Annotated in this window: 16 protein-coding genes; 9 read left to right on the forward strand and 7 right to left on the reverse strand. The window is 67.9% G+C overall.

The genetic code is table 11. The annotated features are described in order from the left end of the window. Together WP12_RS24320 and WP12_RS18395 are read right to left on the reverse strand one after the other, a co-directional pair. The coding region (locus WP12_RS24320; protein WP_152663831.1) for a transposase at positions 1-161 on the reverse strand (161 nt) is incomplete at its 3' end. An 82-nt stretch (positions 162-243) separates the two neighbouring features. Further along, positions 244-1,161: a LysR family transcriptional regulator gene (locus tag WP12_RS18395; protein WP_046195153.1), complete on the reverse strand. Its 918-nt coding sequence runs from the start codon at positions 1,159-1,161 to the stop codon at positions 244-246. 118 nt (positions 1,162-1,279) lie between these two features. Between WP12_RS18395 and WP12_RS18400 the strand changes: the two genes are divergently transcribed. The 5 genes from WP12_RS18400 to WP12_RS18420 all read left to right on the forward strand — a co-directional run bounded on the left by WP12_RS18400 (position 1,280) and on the right by WP12_RS18420 (position 4,212). After that, positions 1,280-1,978 (forward strand): pirin family protein, encoded by a 699-nt coding sequence (locus WP12_RS18400; protein ID WP_046195154.1) that lies wholly within the window; start codon positions 1,280-1,282, stop codon positions 1,976-1,978. 68 nt (positions 1,979-2,046) lie between these two features. Continuing rightward, positions 2,047-2,646 carry an NAD(P)H:quinone oxidoreductase gene (gene wrbA, locus WP12_RS18405; RefSeq protein WP_046195155.1) on the forward strand — a complete coding sequence of 200 codons (600 nt, stop codon included), beginning with the start codon at positions 2,047-2,049 and terminating at the stop codon, positions 2,644-2,646. Between the two features lie 32 nt (positions 2,647-2,678). Next, positions 2,679-2,999: a hypothetical protein gene (locus WP12_RS18410; RefSeq protein WP_046195156.1), complete on the forward strand. Its 321-nt coding sequence runs from the start codon at positions 2,679-2,681 to the stop codon at positions 2,997-2,999. A 121-nt stretch (positions 3,000-3,120) separates the two neighbouring features. Next, complete coding sequence (locus tag WP12_RS18415) at positions 3,121-3,654, forward strand: DUF1993 domain-containing protein (RefSeq protein WP_046195157.1); 534 nt, start codon at positions 3,121-3,123, stop codon at positions 3,652-3,654. A 30-nt stretch (positions 3,655-3,684) separates the two neighbouring features. After that, the gene (locus tag WP12_RS18420) at positions 3,685-4,212 is read left to right on the forward strand and encodes an SRPBCC family protein (RefSeq protein ID WP_046195158.1); all 528 of its coding nucleotides are present in this window, start codon (positions 3,685-3,687) and stop codon (positions 4,210-4,212) included. 76 nt (positions 4,213-4,288) lie between these two features. On the opposite strand, the gene WP12_RS18425 is transcribed toward WP12_RS18420, so the two are convergent. Then, positions 4,289-4,765: a YaiI/YqxD family protein gene (locus WP12_RS18425; RefSeq protein ID WP_046195159.1), complete on the reverse strand. Its 477-nt coding sequence runs from the start codon at positions 4,763-4,765 to the stop codon at positions 4,289-4,291. Positions 4,766-4,962: 197 nt separating this feature from the next. Here WP12_RS18425 and WP12_RS18430 point away from each other — a divergent pair, with 197 nt between their 5' ends. Continuing rightward, entirely contained in the window at positions 4,963-7,728 is a 2,766-nt protein-coding gene (locus WP12_RS18430) for a DUF2339 domain-containing protein (RefSeq protein ID WP_046195160.1), read from the forward strand. After that, positions 7,725-9,083 (forward strand): DUF3999 family protein, encoded by a 1,359-nt coding sequence (locus tag WP12_RS18435; RefSeq protein WP_052730494.1) that lies wholly within the window; start codon positions 7,725-7,727, stop codon positions 9,081-9,083. Before WP12_RS18430 ends, WP12_RS18435 begins: the two co-directional genes overlap by 4 nt. A 131-nt stretch (positions 9,084-9,214) precedes the next feature. Here the strand turns inward: WP12_RS18435 and gyrB are convergent, their stop codons facing one another. From gyrB to recF, 3 genes are all read right to left on the reverse strand, one after another. Continuing rightward, positions 9,215-11,695, reverse strand: coding sequence for a DNA topoisomerase (ATP-hydrolyzing) subunit B (gyrB, locus tag WP12_RS18440; protein WP_046195161.1), 2,481 nt, complete (start codon positions 11,693-11,695; stop codon positions 9,215-9,217). Positions 11,696-11,768: 73 nt separating this feature from the next. Further along, positions 11,769-12,017, reverse strand: coding sequence for a hypothetical protein (locus tag WP12_RS18445; RefSeq protein ID WP_046195162.1), 249 nt, complete (start codon positions 12,015-12,017; stop codon positions 11,769-11,771). 95 nt (positions 12,018-12,112) lie between these two features. Continuing rightward, positions 12,113-13,186 carry a DNA replication/repair protein RecF gene (recF, locus tag WP12_RS18450; RefSeq protein WP_046195173.1) on the reverse strand — a complete coding sequence of 358 codons (1,074 nt, stop codon included), beginning with the start codon at positions 13,184-13,186 and terminating at the stop codon, positions 12,113-12,115. Between the two features lie 227 nt (positions 13,187-13,413). Here recF and WP12_RS18455 point away from each other — a divergent pair, with 227 nt between their 5' ends. Beyond that, complete coding sequence (locus WP12_RS18455; RefSeq protein ID WP_046195163.1) at positions 13,414-14,139, forward strand: hypothetical protein; 726 nt, start codon at positions 13,414-13,416, stop codon at positions 14,137-14,139. Positions 14,140-14,199: 60 nt separating this feature from the next. On the opposite strand, the gene WP12_RS18460 is transcribed toward WP12_RS18455, so the two are convergent. Continuing rightward, the gene (locus tag WP12_RS18460; RefSeq protein WP_046195164.1) at positions 14,200-16,467 is read right to left on the reverse strand and encodes an NADP-dependent malic enzyme; all 2,268 of its coding nucleotides are present in this window, start codon (positions 16,465-16,467) and stop codon (positions 14,200-14,202) included. 146 nt (positions 16,468-16,613) lie between these two features. On the opposite strand from WP12_RS18460, the gene mutS reads away from it, so the two are divergent. Continuing rightward, positions 16,614-19,214: a DNA mismatch repair protein MutS gene (gene mutS / locus WP12_RS18465; RefSeq protein ID WP_046195165.1), complete on the forward strand. Its 2,601-nt coding sequence runs from the start codon at positions 16,614-16,616 to the stop codon at positions 19,212-19,214. Position 19,215 lies beyond the last annotated feature (1 nt).

Consider the following 19,215-nt stretch of genomic DNA (forward strand, 5'->3'; position numbering starts at 1 on the left):
GTCGGCAGATCACGCCATGGACTGCCCGTCCGGACAATCCATAGCACTGCCTCCAAAAATAGACGGTTGTTCCTCCCGCTTCGTCCCGGGTCGGTCGGCTTACCCAGACAATGCGGTTCCATCTTTGCCCACTGGGCGTCGGTCAGTACGAAGCGTTCCATCCAAAGTGTGAATCACATCTCCCCAAAAATGTGAATCCTAAATCCCCACAACCCCTAGTGCTCGTTCCGATGTTCCGCCAGCTCAGCTGGTCGTCCAGGGCGGCTTGAGGAAGGCGGCGGCGAGGAAGTCGATCAGCGCCTTGACCCGCGCCGGCCGCATCGCAGTCGGCGGGGTGACGACGTGGAGCGCGCTTTGCGGGCCTGCCGACCAGTCGGGCAATACTTCCTCCAGCCGACCATCGCCCAGGCACCGCCAGGCGAGGAAATCGGGCAGCGAGGCTATGCCGGTGCCCGCCAACAGCGCGTCGATCAGCACATCGGCATTGTTGGTGCGGATCGGGCCTTTGAAGTCGACGCTCAGCTCGCCCTGCTCGGCATGGCGGAAATGCAGGCGGCCAGGTGCGCGGACATGGGTGTAGACGAACATCGGATAATGGACGAGATCGCGTGGGTGTTGGGGCCGGCCCAGCCGGTCGAACAGGGCGGGCGCGCCGACGATCGGCAGCCGCACCGGAAAAAGCCGCCGCGCCTTCAGCGCCGAATCCTCAAGCTGGCCAATTCGCAGCGCGACGTCGAAGCCCTGCTCGATCAGGTCGATCCGCTCGTCGGAGAGGTGCAGGTCGATCGTGACCTGCGGATAGGCCTGGTGAAAGAGCGGCAGGATCGGCCCGAGATGCGCAAGTCCGAACGACATTGGAGCGGCGAGCCGGACGAGCCCGCGCGGTGCGGTGCCCCGTTCGGATATCGCCTCCTCGATCGCCTCGCCGTCGGCGAGCAGCTGGAGCGCGCGCTCACGGGCGACCTGGCCGCTGTCGGTGAGCGACAATTTGCGCGAGCTGCGGTGGAACAGGGGCGCGGCGAGCCGCTGCTCCAGCCGCGACACCGCCTTCGACACCGTCGCCTTCGACAGGGCGAGCTCGTCGGCGGCGGCCGAAAAGCTGCCGAGTTCGGCGACCCTCGCGAAGATCGCCCAGGCTTCGAAGTCGGGGAGGTGGGCCATTCACATCACCAATTTTGGAAACGATAGGTTTCAATCATCTCCATTTAATTGCCTGGGCGCAAGCCTAGATTGCTCCCAACAGCCGCTGCGGCGGCAGTCTCAAGATGGAGTGAAAACGATGATCGAAGTTCGGCCCTTCAATTCGCTCGGCGGCGGCAAGCATGGCTGGCTCGACGCCAAGCATCATTTCTCCTTCGCCGACTATCGCGATCCGAGCCGGGTCCACTGGGGCGCACTGCGCGTCTGGAATGACGATGCGATCGCCCCCCACACCGGCTTCGCACCGCACCCGCATAACGACATGGAGATCATCACCTATGTCCGTTCGGGTGCGATCACCCATCGCGACAGCCTGGGCAATGAGGGCCGCACCGAAGCCGGCGACGTCCAGGTGATGTCGGCGGGCACCGGGATCGTCCATTCGGAAAAGAATGAGGAAGATGTCGAAACCACCCTCTTCCAGATCTGGATCATCCCCGACAAGCAGGGCGAGAAACCCAGCTGGGGCGCCCGGCCCTTCCCTAAGGGCGACCGCACTGGCCGCTTCGTCACCCTGGCGAGCGGGATCGAGGGTGACGAGGACGCGCTGCCGATCCGGGCCAATGCCCGGGTGCTCGGCGCGACCCTCAACGCCGGCGAAAGCGTCGATCAGCCGATCGGCCGCGACCGCAAGGCCTATCTGGTCCCGACCCGCGGCCGCATCGAGGTCAACGGCGTTCCGGTGAATCCGCGTGACGGCGTCGCGATCGCCGACCTCGACACGATCACCATCACCGCCAGCGACGAGGCGGAGATCGTCCTCGTCGACGTCGCCTGATCCTTCAGACCGCCCTGCGCCAAGGCGCGGGGCGGTCCATTCCGTCAACACCAATCGGAGCAAAGCACATGTCCAGGATCCTGATCCTCTATTATTCGACCTATGGCCATATCGAGACGATGGCCGAAGCCATCGCCGAAGGCGCGCGCGGCGCCGGGGCGACCGTCGACATCAAGCGCGTGCCCGAGACGGTGCCGCTCGAGATCGCGCAGAAGAATCATTTCAAGCTCGACCAGAAAGCCCCGGTGGCGACGATCGCGGACCTGGAAAATTACGACGCGATCATCGTCGGCACCGGCACCCGCTTCGGGCGCATTTCGGGCCAGATGGCGTCGTTCCTCGACGGCGCGGGCGGCCTGTGGGCGCGTGGCGCGCTCAATGGCAAGGTCGGCGCGGCGTTCACCTCGTCGGCGACCCAGCATGGCGGGCAGGAAACGACGCTGTTCTCGATCATCACCAACCTGCTGCATTTCGGAATGACCATCGTCGGCCTGCCGTACAGCTTCCAGGGGCAAATGGGCGTCGACGAGGTCAAGGGCGGCGCTCCCTATGGCGCGACCACGATCGCCGATGGCGACGGATCGCGCCAGCCGAGCGTCACCGAAATCGAAGGCGCGAAATTTCAGGGCCGGCATGTGGCCGAGATCACAGCGAAGCTCTTTGGTTGAACCGATAAGCGTGAAGAGATTGGAGTGAAGTGATGACGATGTCCGTGCAGATCAGGGCCGAAACCGAAGCGACGACGCCGACCCTTTCGGCGCTCGAGTGGAAGGTCGTGAGCCTGGCGATGCGCGAGGCGGAGTCTGGCATCGAGCGTCCCCGTGGCTGGCTGAGCCGGTGGATCGAAGGCAGTACGGGCATCCGTCCCAAGCTGCCGCTGGCCGATCCCCGGCTGGAGACGCTGCGCCGCTTCGTCGCCCGCGTGCGGGCGCGGGCCGATGCGTCCGATCTCAACAGCCGGCTGGTCGAATTCGGCTTCCACCCCAGCCAGATCTCGGCGGTGGCGTTGATCGCCCGCTGAGCGCTCTTTCCGCCGCGGGCGCCAGCCCCCCTAGTCCGTGGCAAGACTGCCGCCCGTTCCCCTTCGCGGGGAGCGGGCGGTTTGCTATGTAGCCCCGACAACGAAGGCAGAGGGGATATATATGACCGCGACAACGCTTCACGCGGCCGCGATTCAGCCAGTACGGCGCGCGCTGACCAATCTCGCCGCCTGCTTCGCCAAGGCGGCCGATCATTTCGCGGCGCGGGAGATTGCCGAGGCCGAGTGGCTGGGCGCGGCGCTCGCGCCCGATATGTATCCGCTGCTGCGTCAGATCCAGGTGAGCAGCGACGCCGCCAAGAATATGGCCGCGCGCCTCTCGGGTGGCGAAGCGCCGGCGATGCCCGATACCGAAACCAGTGTCGTCGAGCTCAAGGCGCGGATCGAGCGGACGATCGCCTATCTCGACAGCATCCCGGCATCGGCGATCGACGGCCGCGAGGACGTCGAGATCGTCGTGAAGCTGCCGACCGCGACATTGCGCTTTACCGGGGCCAGCTATGTGCGCGACTTCGGCCTGCCCAACATCTTCTTCCACCTCGTGACCGCCTACGGGATCATGCGCCAGCAGGGCGTGCCGCTGGCTAAGCTCGATTATCTCGGGACGATGGATCTGACCCGTTCCGCGGACTCATAAGCACGGCAATGCGTTTTTGGGGATAGGCATATGCGGGCTGCAGTCATCATGATGGCCGGGGCGGTGGCGGTGGCGGCCTGGCCAGGGGCGGCAGAGGTCAAGGCCGCCGACACGGGCGGCTTCCTGGTCGCTTCTACGGTGCTGATCGCTGCGCCGCCTGAAAAGGTCTGGGCCGCACTGGTCGAGCCCGCCCGCTGGTGGGACGCCGAACATGGCTGGTCGAAGGATGGCGCCAATATCCGGCTCGATCCGGTGGTGGGCGGCTGTTTCTGCGAAGCGATTCCGGCGACGAAGGGCGAGGTCGAGCATCTGCGGGTGATCTTCGTGATGCCCGGTCAGGTCCTGCGCCTGCGCGGCGCGCTCGGCCCGTTTCAGACGATGGGCGTCTCGGGCGCGCTCGAATGGACGATAAAGCCGGTCGACGGCGGCACTCAGCTCAACCAGAGCTATGCGATCGGCGGCTTCATCCCCGGCGGCGGCGCCAGTCTCGCGGCGGTCGTCGATCAGGTGATGAGCGGGCAACTCAACCGGCTGAAGGCGTTCGTGGAAAAGAAATGACGATGTGCGGCTAGAGTTTGTTCCACTTACGTGGGAGCGGGCCGGTACCGCCGTTTCAGCTTCGCTGAAACAAACCTTAGCGCCCGCGCTTTAACCGCACCACCGCCTCGTCGAGGGCCTGGAGGAAGCGGGAGCGGTCGGTCTTGCTGAACGGGGCGGGGCCGCCGATGCCGTTCGCGGTCGGGGAGGCGCGCAGATCGGCCATGATCGCGCGGGTGGCGACCGCCGCGCCGATCGAGTTGGCGGTGAAGGGCTTGCCGGCGTTCGAGATCACCGTCGCCCCGGCCTTGATGCAGCGGTGGGCGAGCAGGATGTCGGCGGTGATCACCACGCAGGCGGCGTCGCTCGCCTCGGCGATCCAGTCGTCGGCGGCGTCGAAGCCGCTGCCCACCACGACCTTGCCGATCAGCGGGTGATCCGGGATGCGCAGATGCGCGTTGCTGACCAGCGTCACCGGGACTTCGTGTCGCCAGGCGACCTTGTAGATCTCGTCCTTCACGGGGCAGGCGTCGGCGTCGACGAGGATACGGAGAGTGGTGTTGGGCGTGGTCATGGGCGCGGCTTAGCAGGCCTGTCTTGATCCGTCATGCCAACGGAGGCTGGCATCCATGCCTGTCTTTACGGGTGATGGCATAGCCATGGGTCCAGCCCCGACAGGACGACGGCGTGGAGACATATAGGCGCTGGAGTCGACCCGACGGGACGGCTGCGTTACGAAGGGCGGTGTTGCGCGGTAGGAGTGACGGGCCGATGATCCTGTGGGGCGTGATTGTCGGCGCGATGCTTGGCTGGCTTGCCGCTGATTTCGAGCAATATGGACTGCTGCTCGGGGCGCTGCCGGGGGCTGCCGCCGGCTGGGGCTTGCGCAAGGCGGTTCGCGCCGAGATCGCGGCGATGCTGGCCACCGGGCGCGCCGAAGCGCCGGCGTCCGCTCCGTCCTACACCGTTAAAGTCGTGCAAGACGACATTGCCGCACCCGCACCCGCATCCGCACCGGTTTCGGCGCACGAGCGCGTTCGTCCCGCCGCCAGCGTTGTTGTCCCCGCGCCCGCCGTGATCGCGGCCCCTGCCGAACCCGGGATCGTCGAGCGTGGTTTCGCCGCCGCGCGCGGCTGGCTGCTTGGCGGCAACACGATTGTCCGGGCCGGGCTGGTCGTCCTGTTCGTCGGTCTCGCCTTCCTCGCGCGCTGGGCGGCGGGGGCGGGCCTGATTCCGATCGAGGTGCGGCTGGCGCTGGTTGCGGCGGCGGGGATCGCGCTGCTCGCTATCGGCTTCAATCGCCGCACGGCGCGGCCCGGTTTCGCGCTCGCGCTACAGGGCGGCGGGGTTGCGGTCCTTTATCTGACGATCTTCGCGGGGGCGATCCTCTATCCCGTCCTGCCGCTGCCGGCCGCCTTCGCGCTGATGGTGCTGGTCTGCATCGGCGGTTGCGCTCTGGCGCTTCTGCAGGACGCCGAGGGCCTGGCGGGCGCATCCTTCGCGGGTGGCTATGCGGTGCCGCTGCTGCTCGGTGGTGAGGGCGGGCCGGTCGTGGTGATGTTTGGCTATCATGCGCTGCTCAACCTCGGCGTGCTGCTGCTCGCCTGGAAGAAGCCGTGGCGGAGCATCAACCTGATCGGTTTCTTCGCGACCTTCGGCATCGCCAGCTTCTGGGGCGTGCTCAGCTACCGGCCGGAGGATTTCGCGGTCGCGCAGAGCTTCCTGCTGCTCTCGGTGCTGATCTATCTCGCCGCCGCGATCCTCTATGCGCGCAACCGGCAGGGGCCGATGGGCCGCATGGTCGACAGCAGCCTGTTGTTCGGGGTGGCGCTGGCGGGGTTCGGGCTCCAGGTCGGGCTGGTCCGCGACATCGATTATGGCAGCGCCTTCGCGGCGCTTGGCTTCGGCGCTCTATATCTCGGCCTCGCGGTCGCGGTCATGCGGCGCGGTGGCGAAGCCTTCCGCCTGCTGGCCGAGACGATGCTCGCGATCGGAGTCGGCTTCGCCACGCTCGCCATCCCGCTTGCGCTCGGCGCGCGCTGGACCGGATCGGCCTGGGCGCTCGAAGGCGCCGGGGCCTTCTGGGTCGGCATGCGCCAGGCGCGCTGGATACCACGGCTGTTCGGGATGCTGCTGATCCTGCTTTCGGCGCTGCTGTTCATCGGGATGCTCGAAAGCAATGTCTCGGCGCTGCCGCTGCTCAATCCGGTGTTCATGACCGGGTTGCTCGTCGCGCTGCCTGCCTTCGCGGTCGCCTGGTGGCTGCGCGAACCTTTGCCGCACAGCGGATCGCGCTGGGCGCTGGGCTATGCGCGGGTCGAGGCGGTGCTGGGCAAGCCGGCCTTCCTGTCCGCCTTCCTGCTCTGGTGCCTCACGCTCGCCGCCGAGGCGTGCCGCACGCTGCCTGCCGCCGATACCAGCCTCTATCCCGCGCCAGCGTTTCGCGCCGCGATCCAGCAGCAGCTCGTCATGCTCGGTATCGTCGCCAGCGCCTGGGGTTGGTCGCTGGCCGGCCGCCGCACCGGCTGGTCGGTCGCGACATGGCCGGGCCGCGCCACGCTGGTGATATTGTTCGCGACCTGGCTTGGCCAGGCGGCGATCGGCGAGCATATGCTCTACAATCCGGGCTGGGCGATCTGGCTGACGGCCATCGCGCTGCATGTCCATCTGCTGCTCCTCAACGACCGCGACGGCCCGGCCGCCGGCACTGGCACATGGCTGCTCGCGCGGGCGAGCCATGTCGGCGGGGTGTGGCTGGCGACGCTGCTGCTCGCCGACGCGCTCTGGCTGGGGATCGACCGCGCGGCGCTGTGGGACAGCAGCTGGGCGGGGGTCGTGTTCCTGGTCAGCGCGGTCGCGATCCTGCTCGTGCTGACGCTGTGGGCCGGACGCGGCCATGATCGCTGGCCGCTCGACCGCCACCGCAATGGCTATCATTGGCAGGCGGCGTTGCCGCTGGCGGCGCTTGTCTATGGCGGGGCGCTCGCCGCCGCGCTCCTCGCGGAGGGGGACGCCCATCCGCTGCCCTATATTCCACTGCTCAATCCGGTCGATCTCGTCGTGCTGCTCGGGCTCGCCGCGCTGGTCCTGTGGCGGCGGAGCATCATCGCCGCCGATCCCACGCCCGCCGGATCGGGCTGGCTGCGCGGGCGCGGGGCGTGGATCGCGCTCGCCGGGCTCGGCTTCGTCGCGGTCAACATGATGTGGCTGCGCTTCGCGCATCAGGCGCTCGGCGTGGCGTGGAGCAGCGACGCGCTGCTCGACGACCATGTCGTCCAGACCGGGCTTGCGATCCTCTGGACGCTGCTCGCGCTCGGGCTGATGCTGTTTGCACACCGCCGGGCACAGCGCCCGGTCTGGCTGGCGGGGGCCGCATTGCTTGTGCTGGTGGTGCTGAAGCTGTTCTTCGTCGACCTGTCGAGCGCGGGCGGCGGGGCGCGGATCATCAGCTTCATCGTCGTTGGTGTGCTGATGCTGGTGGTCGGCTATGTCGCGCCCTTGCCGCCGCGCCGCGGCGGCAAGGAGGAGACGCCATGATCCGCTGGACGATGCTGATGATCGCCGCCGCCGCGCTCGCGGGATGCAGCGAGCGGGACGCGCATAATCCGGCGCGGCCGGACGCCTATGCGGTGCGGTTGCCGGTCGATCCCGCACCCGGCGCGCCGCTCCAGCGCCTGTCGCCGCCTGCGGTCGCGCTCGCCGCGCTGACCGCGCCGGACCGGTCCGACATAAGGGTCTTCGACGCGACCGGCGCCGCGCTGCCGATGGCCGCGACCGCCCCGCCCGGCGGCGCGGCGATCTTGCGGACGGCGACGCTCGAAGCCTTGCCGATCCTGGGCACCGGCGGCGCGCTCAGGACGAACGGCGCCGAACTGGTGATCGAGGCGTTCGGCGGCGCGCGGGTGGTGCGGATGACCGAGGCGGCGCAGAATGGCGACGCCGCGCCGGCGGTGCTCGGCGTACTGCTCGACAGCCGCAAGGTCGACGATCCGGTGCGCAGCCTGCGCCTCGACGCGCGTTGGCCGGCACAGCAGCCCGTCAATTTCATCGTGGAGGCAAGCGGCGACCTGCGCCACTGGATCCCGCTCGGTGCGCGCATCCTCTATCGCAAGACCGCTGATGCCACGGGCGCGATCGGCGGCGAGGAGATCGACCTGGGCGAGGCCGACGTGCACCGCCGCTATCTGCGGGTGCGCTGGACCAGCCCGTCGAAATTGCTCGGTGCGGTCACCGTTTCGCGCGCCACGATCACCACCGCGCACCGCATCGGCGGGGATCGCCCCGCGATCGCCATCGCGACTCCGCGCCGCGCCAATGCCCATGAACTGCGCTTCGGCTTCGGTCATGGGCTGGTACCGGCCGGCATCCGTATCGCCCCGGCGGGCGGCGAGATGATCGTGCCGGTGCGCATCTTCGGCCGCAACGGCGCCGATCAGGACTGGACCCCACTAGGTGCGGGGGTGGCGCGCGGCGCGGCCTCGAAGCCGATCCGGCTCGAGGGACCCGCCTTCGCGGACTACCGGATCGAGGCCGACCGCCGCACCGCCGGCTTCGCCGCGCCGCCGAAGCTCGACCTGCTGTTCGAACCGATGCAGCTGGTCGTGCTGTTCAGCGGCAAGCCACCCTATGTGCTGGCAACGGGTGCGGGCGCGGCGGAGAACCGCTTCCTCGCGATCGATGAGCTGATCCCAGATTACCGCCCCGGCGCGGTCGCGGTGTTGCCCGCCGCAACGGTGCGCGTGCCCGTGCCCGAGCCGGTCCTGGCGCTGGCGAGTGGAGACGAGGATCGGCTGAGCCAGCGCAAGGCGCTGTTGTGGAGCCTGCTGCTGCTCGGCGTCACCGCGCTTGCGCTGATGGTGTGGAAGTTGTGGAAGCCGGGGAAGGCCGGCTAGCACATTTCAGCCGTTGACCCGAGGATCGCTGGACTTGTGAAGCGGCGTTTCGAAGAACGGCATCAGGTCCTTCGAGACGGGTCTTCGACAAGCTCAGCCCTCCTCAGGTGAGCGGTACGGAAACGCTCCGATCAGACGTCCAGATTCGCCACGTTCAGCGCATTTTCCTGGATGAATTCGCGGCGTGGTTCGACCACGTCGCCCATCAGCCGGGTGAAGATCTCATCCGCAATGTCGGCCTGCTGGACCTCGACCTGGAGCATCGAGCGGTTCGCAGGGTCGAGCGTAGTTTCCCACAGCTGCTCGGCGTTCATCTCGCCCAGCCCTTTGTATCGCGACACGGACATACCCTTGCGGCCCGACGCGAGGATCGCGTTGAGCAGGTCGGACGGCTGGTTGATCGCGACGCCGCGGGTGTCGGCGATGGGTGCGTCCTCGTCGGCTTCCTCGGCGGCGGCGGCGCTCTTCAGCGGCACCAGCCGGGCGGTGCGGCTATAGGCTTCGGCCTGTTCGGCGGACAGCGCATGGAGCTTGCGCGCCTCGGCCGACCGGATGAAGGCGGCGTCGATGATGTGGTGATCGGTCACGCCGCGCCACAGCCGCTGGAGATGATAGCCGCCCTCGTCGGTCAGTTCGCCCGACCAGGTCGCCTCGGGATCGATGCGGCCCATCCATTCGGCGATCTTGGCGGCGGCGGCGCGATGCCGCGCGTCATCGGCGGCGGGATCGAGCGCGCCGGTCAGCGACAGCGCCTCGATGATGACCGGATCGTAACGCTTGGGCACGAAGCGCATCAGCGCGCGCATCCGCCGTGCATGTTCGACCAGCTGGCGCAGATCGTCGCCCGCGCGCGCGCCGCCCGGCGTTTCGAGGATCATCAGGCCGAGGCCACCTGTGACGAGATAGTCGTCGAGCGCGGCATCGTCCTTCAGATAGACCTCCGACCGGCCCTTCGCGACCTTATAGAGCGGCGGCTGGGCGATATAGAGATGGCCGGCGTCGATGATCGGCTTCATGTGCCGGTAGAAGAAGGTGAGCAGCAGCGTGCGGATATGCGCGCCGTCGACATCGGCGTCGGTCATGATCACGATCTTGTGATAGCGCAGCTTTTCCAGGTTGAAATCGTCGCGGCCGATGCCGGTGCCCATCGCCTGGATCAGCGTGCCGACTTCCTTCGACGACAGCATCCGGTCGAACCGCGCGCGCTCGACGTTCAGGATCTTGCCCTTGAGCGGCAGGATCGCCTGATAGACGCGGTCGCGGCCCTGCTTGGCCGATCCGCCGGCCGAGTCACCCTCGACCAGATAGAGTTCGCACTTGCTGGGATCGCGCTCCTGACAGTCGGCGAGCTTGCCGGGCAGCGAGGCGATATCCATCACCCCCTTGCGCCGGGTCAGCTCACGCGCCTTCTTCGCGGCCTCGCGCGCGGCAGCGGCGTCGATCACCTTCTGGATGATCGAGCGGCCATGTGCGGGATTTTCCTCCAGCCATTCGGCCAGCTTGTCGGCCATCAGGCTTTCGAGCGGCTGGCGCACCTCGGACGAGACCAGCTTGTCCTTGGTCTGCGACGAGAATTTGGGATCGGGCAGCTTGACCGAGACGATTGCGGTAAGCCCCTCGCGCATGTCGTCGCCGGTCAGCGTGACCTTCTCCTTCTTCAACATGCCCGACTTGTCGGCATAATTGTTGAGGGTGCGGGTCAGCGCTGCGCGGAAGGCGGCGAGGTGGGTGCCGCCGTCGCGCTGCGGGATGTTGTTGGTGAAGCAGAGGACCTGCTCATAATAGCTGTCGTTCCATTCCAGCGCGACGTCGATGCCGACATCGTCGCGCTGACCGTTGATCGCGACCGGATCGGGCATCAGCGGCACCTTGGTCCGGTCGAGATAGCGAACGAAGGCGGCGATCCCACCTTCGTAGAACAGCTCGACCTCCTTGCGCTCTGCATGGCGCTCATCGGCCAGAAACAGTCGCACGCCCGAATTGAGGAAGGCGAGTTCGCGATAGCGATGCTCGAGCTTCTCGAAATCGAACTCGGTGATCTTGAACGTGTCGGCCGAGGGCAGGAAGGTGACTTTGGTGCCCTTCTTGCCATTTGCCGGGCCGACGACCTTGAGCGGGGCGACCGCATCGCCGCGCGCGAACTGCATATAATGCTCCTGGTCGTCGCGCCAGATCGTCAGGTCGAGGATGTCGGACAGCGCGTTGACCACCGAAACGCCGACGCCGTGGAGGCCGCCCGACACCTTATATGCATTGGCGTCGTTGGTGTTGTCGAACTTTCCACCGGCGTGCAGCTGGGTCATGATCACCTCGGCGGCCGACACACCCTCCTCGCTATGGATGCCGGTCGGAATGCCGCGGCCATTATCCTCGACCGAAACCGATCCGTCGGGATTCAGGGTGATGATGATCTTGTCGCAATGCCCGGCGAGCGCCTCGTCGATCGCATTGTCCGACACCTCGAACACCATATGGTGGAGGCCCGATCCATCGTCGGTATCGCCGATATACATGCCGGGGCGTTTGCGCACCGCATCGAGGCCCTTGAGGACCTTGATCGAATCGGCGCCATAGCTGTTTGCGTTGGGAGTATTTTCGGTTTCGTTCGTCATGCCCAGCCTATAGCGGCGACTGTCGCAAAACCCAACAAAAAGCGGCGTGATTCGTCGCCGGTTCGCCGCACGCTCACAGGAACCGGAGCAGCCGTTCGCCTTCGCCGTCGAAAATGTTCAGCCGGGTATCCTTCGTATCGAGGCGCGGCAGGTCCGGCGGCGTGGGGATCGGCTGATCGAGCAGGATCGACGTGCGTTTCCGGTCGGTGTCGTTGAGTTCGGCGTAGATTGTCAGCAGCTCGCGCAGGGTTCCCTCGGGCCTGTCCCCGCCCGGGAGGATCAGCGTGCCGGCCACATTGGGCAGCGTATAGTCACAGGGCATGGCCTCACATCCTATCCGATGTCGCCCCGTCGACATGATGGTCGAATCCACGCAAACGCCCGCAAGGCCCCGATGTTCCTCCCAACCCTGGCGAACTACCGGGCGATGTCCACCATTCCCGCGCGCACCGACAGCCAGGTCGCCGCGCCGATCCCGTCGAACAGCGCGCGTTCGGTGCCGGTCAGCCAGATCTGACCGCCGCTGCGGGCGAGCCGGTCAAACAGCGCGGCGCGGCGGACCGGGTCGAGATGCGCGGCGACTTCGTCCATCAGCAGGACGGGGCGCTGGCCGCGCCGTTCGGCGACAAGGTCGGCATGGGCGAGGACGAGGCCGAGCAGCAACGCCTTCTGCTCGCCGGTCGAGGCGCGCGCGGCGGGCTGGGCCTTTGCGGCGTGGACGACGGCGAGGTCCTGGCGGTGCGGGCCGGCGAGGGTGCGGCCCGCAGCGGCGTCACGGGCGCGGCCCTGGCGCAGTTCATCGATCAGCGGTGCCGCCCCCGGCAGCCAGCCCTCGATCGACAGCGATGCGCGCGCGAACGGAGCGTCGGGTTCGGCGGCGATGCGATCGGCCAGCGCGGCGACGGTGCGGGCGCGCGCCTCGGCCACGGCCGCGCCATGCTCGGCAAGCTGGACTTCGAGCGCGTCGAGCCAGGCGATATCGGGTCGCCCCTCCTGCGCCAGCAGCTTGTTGCGCGCGCGCATCGCGGCGTCGTAGCGGCTGGCGTGATGCGCGTGGCCGGGCTCGATGGCGAAGACGAGCCGGTCGAGAAAGCGCCGCCGCCCCTCCGCGCCTTCGGTGAACAGCCGGTCCATCGCCGGGGTCAGCCAGAGCAGCGCCATCCATTCGCCGAGCGAGGTGGCGGAGGCGGTCGCGCCGTTGATCCGCACCTGCCGCCTGTCCGGCGCGGCGGCGGTGGTGCCGGTGCCGATCCGCACGTCCCCGGCCAGTTCGGCTGCGACCGCAAAGCCGCCACCGCCACCCTCCCGCGCCATCTCGCCCAGCGCCGCGCCGCGCAGGCCGCGGCCCGGCCCGAGCATCGATATGGCCTCGAGGATATTGGTCTTGCCCGCGCCATTCTCCCCGGTCAGCACGACGAAGCCGGGCCCGGCCGCGATCGTCGCGGCGGCATAGGAGCGGAAGTCGGTCAGCATCAGGCGGGCGACGGTCATCGCGCCCTTGTTGGCGGTTTTGGCGGCAAAGGGAAAGCGGACGCTTGCCCTTTGCCGCCATCCCGGCCCCGGGGTCTGGCTTGCCAGCCCGAGAACAGGCATCGCCCGGGATGTCGGGAGGCCCAGACGGAGACGAGGTTGCGCATAGTAGTGAGATCCCGGCCTGCGCCGGGATGACGGCGAGTGGCGAGGGGGCTAAAGAGACGCCTGGCTATAAAGGACCCCGCATGCGCCGCACCTTGAAACTGACTGCCGCAGCCGCCCTGCTGCTCATCACCAGCGCCGCGCAGGCGGGGTTGCGGGCGATCTATATCGACGTGCGCCAGTCGAAGCAGCTTCAGATCGACGTACACGACAATGGCGACGCGCGGATCGCCGAGGTCGGCACCGAGGATTACGGGCTGCTGATCGGCGGCGAATTCTATATCGTCGACGTCGAGGGTGGGAAGCCGACCGTCGCACGGCTCAAGGACGTCGCGACCGCGATCGACCAGGTGCTGCCGCCGATCTTCAAGGGCCTGCTCGACAAGGTGCAGATGCCGCCGAGCAAGCTCCGGGTCGAGGCCGGCGAAGCAGGCGAAGCCGGGGGCCGCGAGGGCAGGGTCTATCATGTCCGCGGGCTCGACAGCAGCGATCCCAACAAGGCGACCGACTATCTGATCAGCCGCGACGCCGATCTCAAACCGGTCGGTGCGGTGCTCGAGCAGTTCATGAATGCGTCGCTGGTGCCGGCCGCGCCGCTGATCGGCGACATGGCCCCCGCGCTGATCGCCGAAACGCACACGATCTTCGCGCTGGGCACGCCGATCGATGTCGGTGGCCGCTTCCGCCTCAACCTTGCCGGCAAGGCGGCCTTCCCCGGCGCCTATTTCCGCCTGCCAGCACAGCCGCAGACCGTCGCGCAGCTGGTCGCGGCGATGAAGCTGTCGATGGTGAAAACGGAAGAGAAATAAGCCCGCATTTTTCGCCCCTCCCCCGCCTTCGCGGGAGAGGGAGCGAGCAATGAGGGCGCCTTACTGCGCGATGCCCGCCGCGGCGAGGATCGCCAGGGTGAGCAGTTCGGCGGCGTTCGACGACATCGTCGCGATCTGGACCGGCTTTTCCATGCCGACCAGCATCGGGCCGATCATCGATCCCTTGCCGAGTTCGCGCAGCAGCTTGGCCGAGATATTGGCTGATTGCAGGCCCGGCATGACCAGCACATTGGCCGCGCCGGACAGGCGGTTGAACGGATAGAGCTTCTGGATCGCCGGGTTGAGCGCCGCGTCGGGGGCCATCTCGCCTTCATATTCGAAGCTCGCGCCGCGCTCGTCGAGCAGGGCGACCGCGTCGCGGACGATATCGAGATAGTTGCCCGGCGGGTTGCCGAAGGTCGAATAGCTCAGGAAGGCGACGCGCGGCTCATGGCCCATGCGGCGCGCGACCGCGGCCGTCTGCTCGGCGATATTGGCGAGTTCGACCGCCGTCGGCCGTTCGGTGACGGTGGTGTCGGCGATGAAGGTGGTGTGGCTCTGCCCGACGAACAGGTGGATGCCGCACGGCTTCTGGCCTTCGGCGGGATCGAGCACGCGGCGGACCTGGCGGAAGGTCGCGCTATAGGTGCGGGTGACGCCCGTCACCATCGCGTCGGCCTCGCCCAGCGCGAGCAGTAGCGAACCGAAGATGTTCCGGTCCTGGTTCACCATCGCCTCGCACTCACGGCGCAGCGTGCCGCGGCGCTTGAGCCGGTCGTAGAGATAGTCGACCATCTTCTCGATCAGCGGCGAATTGCGGCTGTTGTGCAGCTCGAAACTCTCGACATCGTCGACGCCGAGATCGCGCAGCTTGTCGGGAACGTCGTCGCGGCCGACCAGCACCGGGGTGCCGTAGCCGAGATTCTTGAACTGGATCGCGGCGCGCAGCACCACATCCTCCTCGGCCTCGGCGAAGACGACGCGCTTGGGATGCGCGCGCGCGGTTTCGGAGGCGAGGGTGAGCACCGAGGTGGTCGGGTTGAGACGCGCCTTCAGGCTGTCCTTGTACGCAGCCATGTCGAGGATCGGCTTGCGCGCGACCCCAGTGTCCATCGCCGCCTGCGCGACGGCGGCGGGGATCACTTCCATCAGGCGCGGATCGAACGGCGCGGGGATGATATAGTCGCGGCCGAAACGCGGGGCCGCGCCACCATAAGCGGCGGCGACTTCCTCGGGCACCTGCTCGCGCGCCAGCTCGGCGAGCGCGCGGGCGGCGGCGATCTTCATCTCCTGGTTGATGCCGGTCGCGCGCACGTCGAGCGCGCCGCGGAAGATGAAGGGGAAGCCGAGCACGTTGTTGACCTGGTTCGGGAAGTCCGACCGGCCGGTCGCGATGATCACGTCGTCGCGCGCCGCCTTGGCGTCGGGCGGCAGGATCTCGGGATCGGGGTTCGCCATCGCGAAGACGATCGGGTGCGGGGCCATCGTCTTGACCATTTCAGGCGTCAGCGCGCCCTTGACCGACAGGCCCAGGAACACGTCCGCGCCGGCTACCGCTTCGGCCAGCGTACGCCGGTCGGTCGGCGTGGCGTGCGCCGACTTCCACTGGTTCATGCCCTCGGTGCGGCCCTGATAGACCACGCCCTTGGAGTCGCACAGCAACACCTTGTCGGGCGACACGCCGACCGCCTTGATCAGCTCGGTGCAGGCGATTGCCGCCGCGCCCGCGCCGTTGACGACCACGTTCATGTCTTTCAGGTCGCGATTGGTGAGATAGGCGGCGTTGATCAGGCCCGCCGCCGCGATCATCGCGGTGCCGTGCTGATCATCGTGCATCACCGGGATGTTCATCTTCTCCTTGAGCGCCTGCTCGATGATGAAGCATTCGGGGGCCTTGATGTCCTCGAGGTTGATCCCGCCGAAGGTCGGCTCCATCAGCGCGACCGCGTTGATGAAGGCTTCGGGATCCTCGGTGTCGAGCTCGATATCGATCGAATCGACATCGGCGAAGCGCTTGAACAGCACCGCCTTGCCCTCCATCACGGGCTTCGAGGCGAGCGCGCCGAGATTGCCGAGGCCGAGAATCGCGGTGCCGTTCGAGATCACCGCGACGAGGTTGCCCTTGGCGGTATAATCATAAGCGGTGGCGGGGTCGGCGGCGATCGCCTTCACCGGGACCGCGACGCCAGGGGAATAAGCGAGACTCAGGTCGCGCTGCGTCGCCATCGGCTTGGTGGCGACGATCTCGATCTTGCCAGGCCGTCCGGTCGAGTGGAAGAACAGCGCCTCGCGATCCGAGAACTGCACCTTGCTGTCGTCTTTGCTCATGGATTTGGCCCCCCTCGGCGCCTTCTAATCTGATTGCCCGCGATGCTTGTGGGGTATCGCCGGGGAGTCGACAAGCCGCTATCAGCCTAGATATGGCGCAAAACGCAAAAATCGATACGGGAACGTCAGCTTCGGCCCCGACTCCCATGATGGCCCAATATCTGGGGCTGAAGGCGGCGGCGGAGGATTGCCTGCTCTTCTACCGGATGGGCGATTTCTTCGAACTGTTCTTCGACGACGCGAAGGCCGCCTCGGCCTGTCTGGACATCGCACTGACCGCGCGCGGCGAGCATGACGGCGCGCCGATCCCGATGTGCGGCGTGCCCGCGCATTCGGCCGAGGGGTATCTCGCCCGGCTGATCAAGGCCGGGCACCGCGTCGCGATCGCCGAGCAGACCGAGAGTCCCGCCGAGGCGAAGAAGCGCGGCGGTTCCAAGACGTTGGTGGGCCGCGCGATCGTCCGCGTCGTCACGGCCGGCACCCTGACCGAGGAGGCGCTGCTCGATGCGCGCGCCGCCAACTGGCTGGTCGCGGTGGCGAGCAGCGGGCAGGGCAACGAGCGCCGGCTCGGCATCGCCGCCGCCGACATCTCGACCGGACGGTTCGAGATTGCGGCGTTGCTGCCTTCGGCGCTGGACGCCGAGCTCGCACGGCTCGATGCCGCCGAGATCGTCATCCCCGAGGATTTCGACGAAATCCCTGCCAATGCGGTGCCATGGCCGCGCGAAAACTTCGATTCGCTGCGTGGCGAGGAGCGGCTGAAGCGGCTGCTCGGGGTCGCGACGCTCGACGGCTTTGGGGCGTTCACCCGCGCCGAGCTGGCGGCGGCGGGCGCGCTGATCGCCTATCTCGACCGCGCCGGACAGGGCAGCCTGCCCTTCCTGCAGCCGCCGCGCCGCCGCGCGGTCGCCGACCATATGATGATCGACGCGGCGACCCGCGAGAGCCTGGAAATCACGCTCAGCCAGGCCGGCGGCCGCAAGGGCAGCCTGCTCGATTCGATCGACCGCACCGTCACCGGGGCGGGGGCGCGGCTGCTCGGGGCCGATCTCGCCGCGCCGCTTACCGATGTCGGCGCGATCGAGCAGCGGCTCGACCTCGTCGCCCTGTTTGAGGGCGACGGCGCCTTGCGCGACCGGATGCGTTCGGCCTTGCGCGCGCTGCCCGACATCGGCCGCGCGCTTGGCCGTCTGGCCGCGGGGCGGGGAAGCCCGCGCGATCTCGGCCAGCTGCGCGACGGGCTCGATCAGGCGCAGGCGCTGCATGGCCTGCTCCGGCCGACCGATCCGATGCCTGGACTGCTTGCCGGTCTGCTGCCCGCGTTCCTTGGCCATGAGCAGCTGGTCGATCTGCTCAAGCGCGCGCTGGTCGCGACGCCACCGATCGATGCGGCGCAGGGCGGCTATATCGCCGAGGGCTATGACGCGGACCTGGATGTTCTGCGCGGCCAGGGCGGCGAGGGGCGCAAAGCGATCGCGGCGCTGGAGGCGCGCTACCGCGCCGAGACCGGCATCGCCTCGCTGCGCATCAAGCATAATGGCGTGCTCGGCTATCATATCGAGGTGCAGGCGAAACATGCCGATCCGCTGATGGCGGCGGATTCGGGCTTCACCCATCGCCAGACGCTCGCCGGGGTGGTGCGCTTCAATGCGACCGATCTGCACGAGCAGGCGATGCGCGTGGGCCAGTCGGGCGCGCACGCGCTCGCCGCCGAGGCCGCGCATCTCGAGGAACTGGTCGGGACCGCGCTCGCGCGCACCACCGCGATCGCCGCGACCGCCGACGCGCTGGCGCGGCTCGACGTGGCGGCGGGCCTCGCCGAGCGCGCGGCGGAAGGCGGCTGGACCCGCCCGATCTTCGAATCGCACAGCTGCTTCGACATCAGGGGCGGGCGGCATCCGGTGGTCGAGGCCGCGGTGGCGGCGCAGGGCGCGCGCTTCGTCGCCAATGACTGCTGCCTCAGCGAACAGGGGCGGCTATGGCTTGTCACTGGCCCGAACATGGGCGGCAAATCGACCTTCCTGCGCCAGAATGCGGCAATCGCGATTCTGGCCCAGGCGGGCAGTCCGGTGCCCGCGACGTCGGCGCGGCTGGGCATCGTCGACCGGTTGTTCAGCCGGGTCGGCGCGTCGGATAACCTCGCACGCGGGCGGTCGACCTTCATGGTCGAGATGGTCGAGACCGCCGCGATCCTCGCCCAGGCGACCGAGCGCAGCTTCGTGATCCTCGATGAAGTCGGACGCGGCACCTCGACCTATGACGGCCTCGCCATCGCCTGGGCGGTGGTCGAGGCGGTCCACGATATCAACAAGAGCCGCTGCCTGTTCGCGACCCATTATCATGAGCTGACCCGGCTCGCCGAACGGCTCGACGCGCTGTCGCTCCACCATGTGCGGGCGCGCGAGTGGAAGGGGGAGCTGGTGCTGCTCCACGAGGTCGCGGACGGCCCCGCCGACCGCAGCTACGGCATCGCGGTCGCCAAGCTCGCGGGTCTGTCGCCGCCGGTGCTGGCCCGCGCCCGCGACGTGCTCAAGAAGCTCGAGGCCGGGCGCGCGGCGACCGGAGGCCTCGCCGCCGGGCTCGACGACCTGCCGTTGTTCGCCGCCGCCGCGCAGATCGAGGAGGCCGCGCCCGATCCGCTGCGCACCGAGATCGAGACGATCGACGTCGACGCCCTGTCGCCGCGCGAGGCACTCGACATCGTCTACCGGCTGAAGGCGCTGGCGCGGGAGAGCGCGGGGCCGTAGC

It is taken from the genome of Sphingomonas sp. SRS2, assembly GCF_000971055.1.
Lineage (GTDB): Bacteria > Pseudomonadota > Alphaproteobacteria > Sphingomonadales > Sphingomonadaceae > Rhizorhabdus.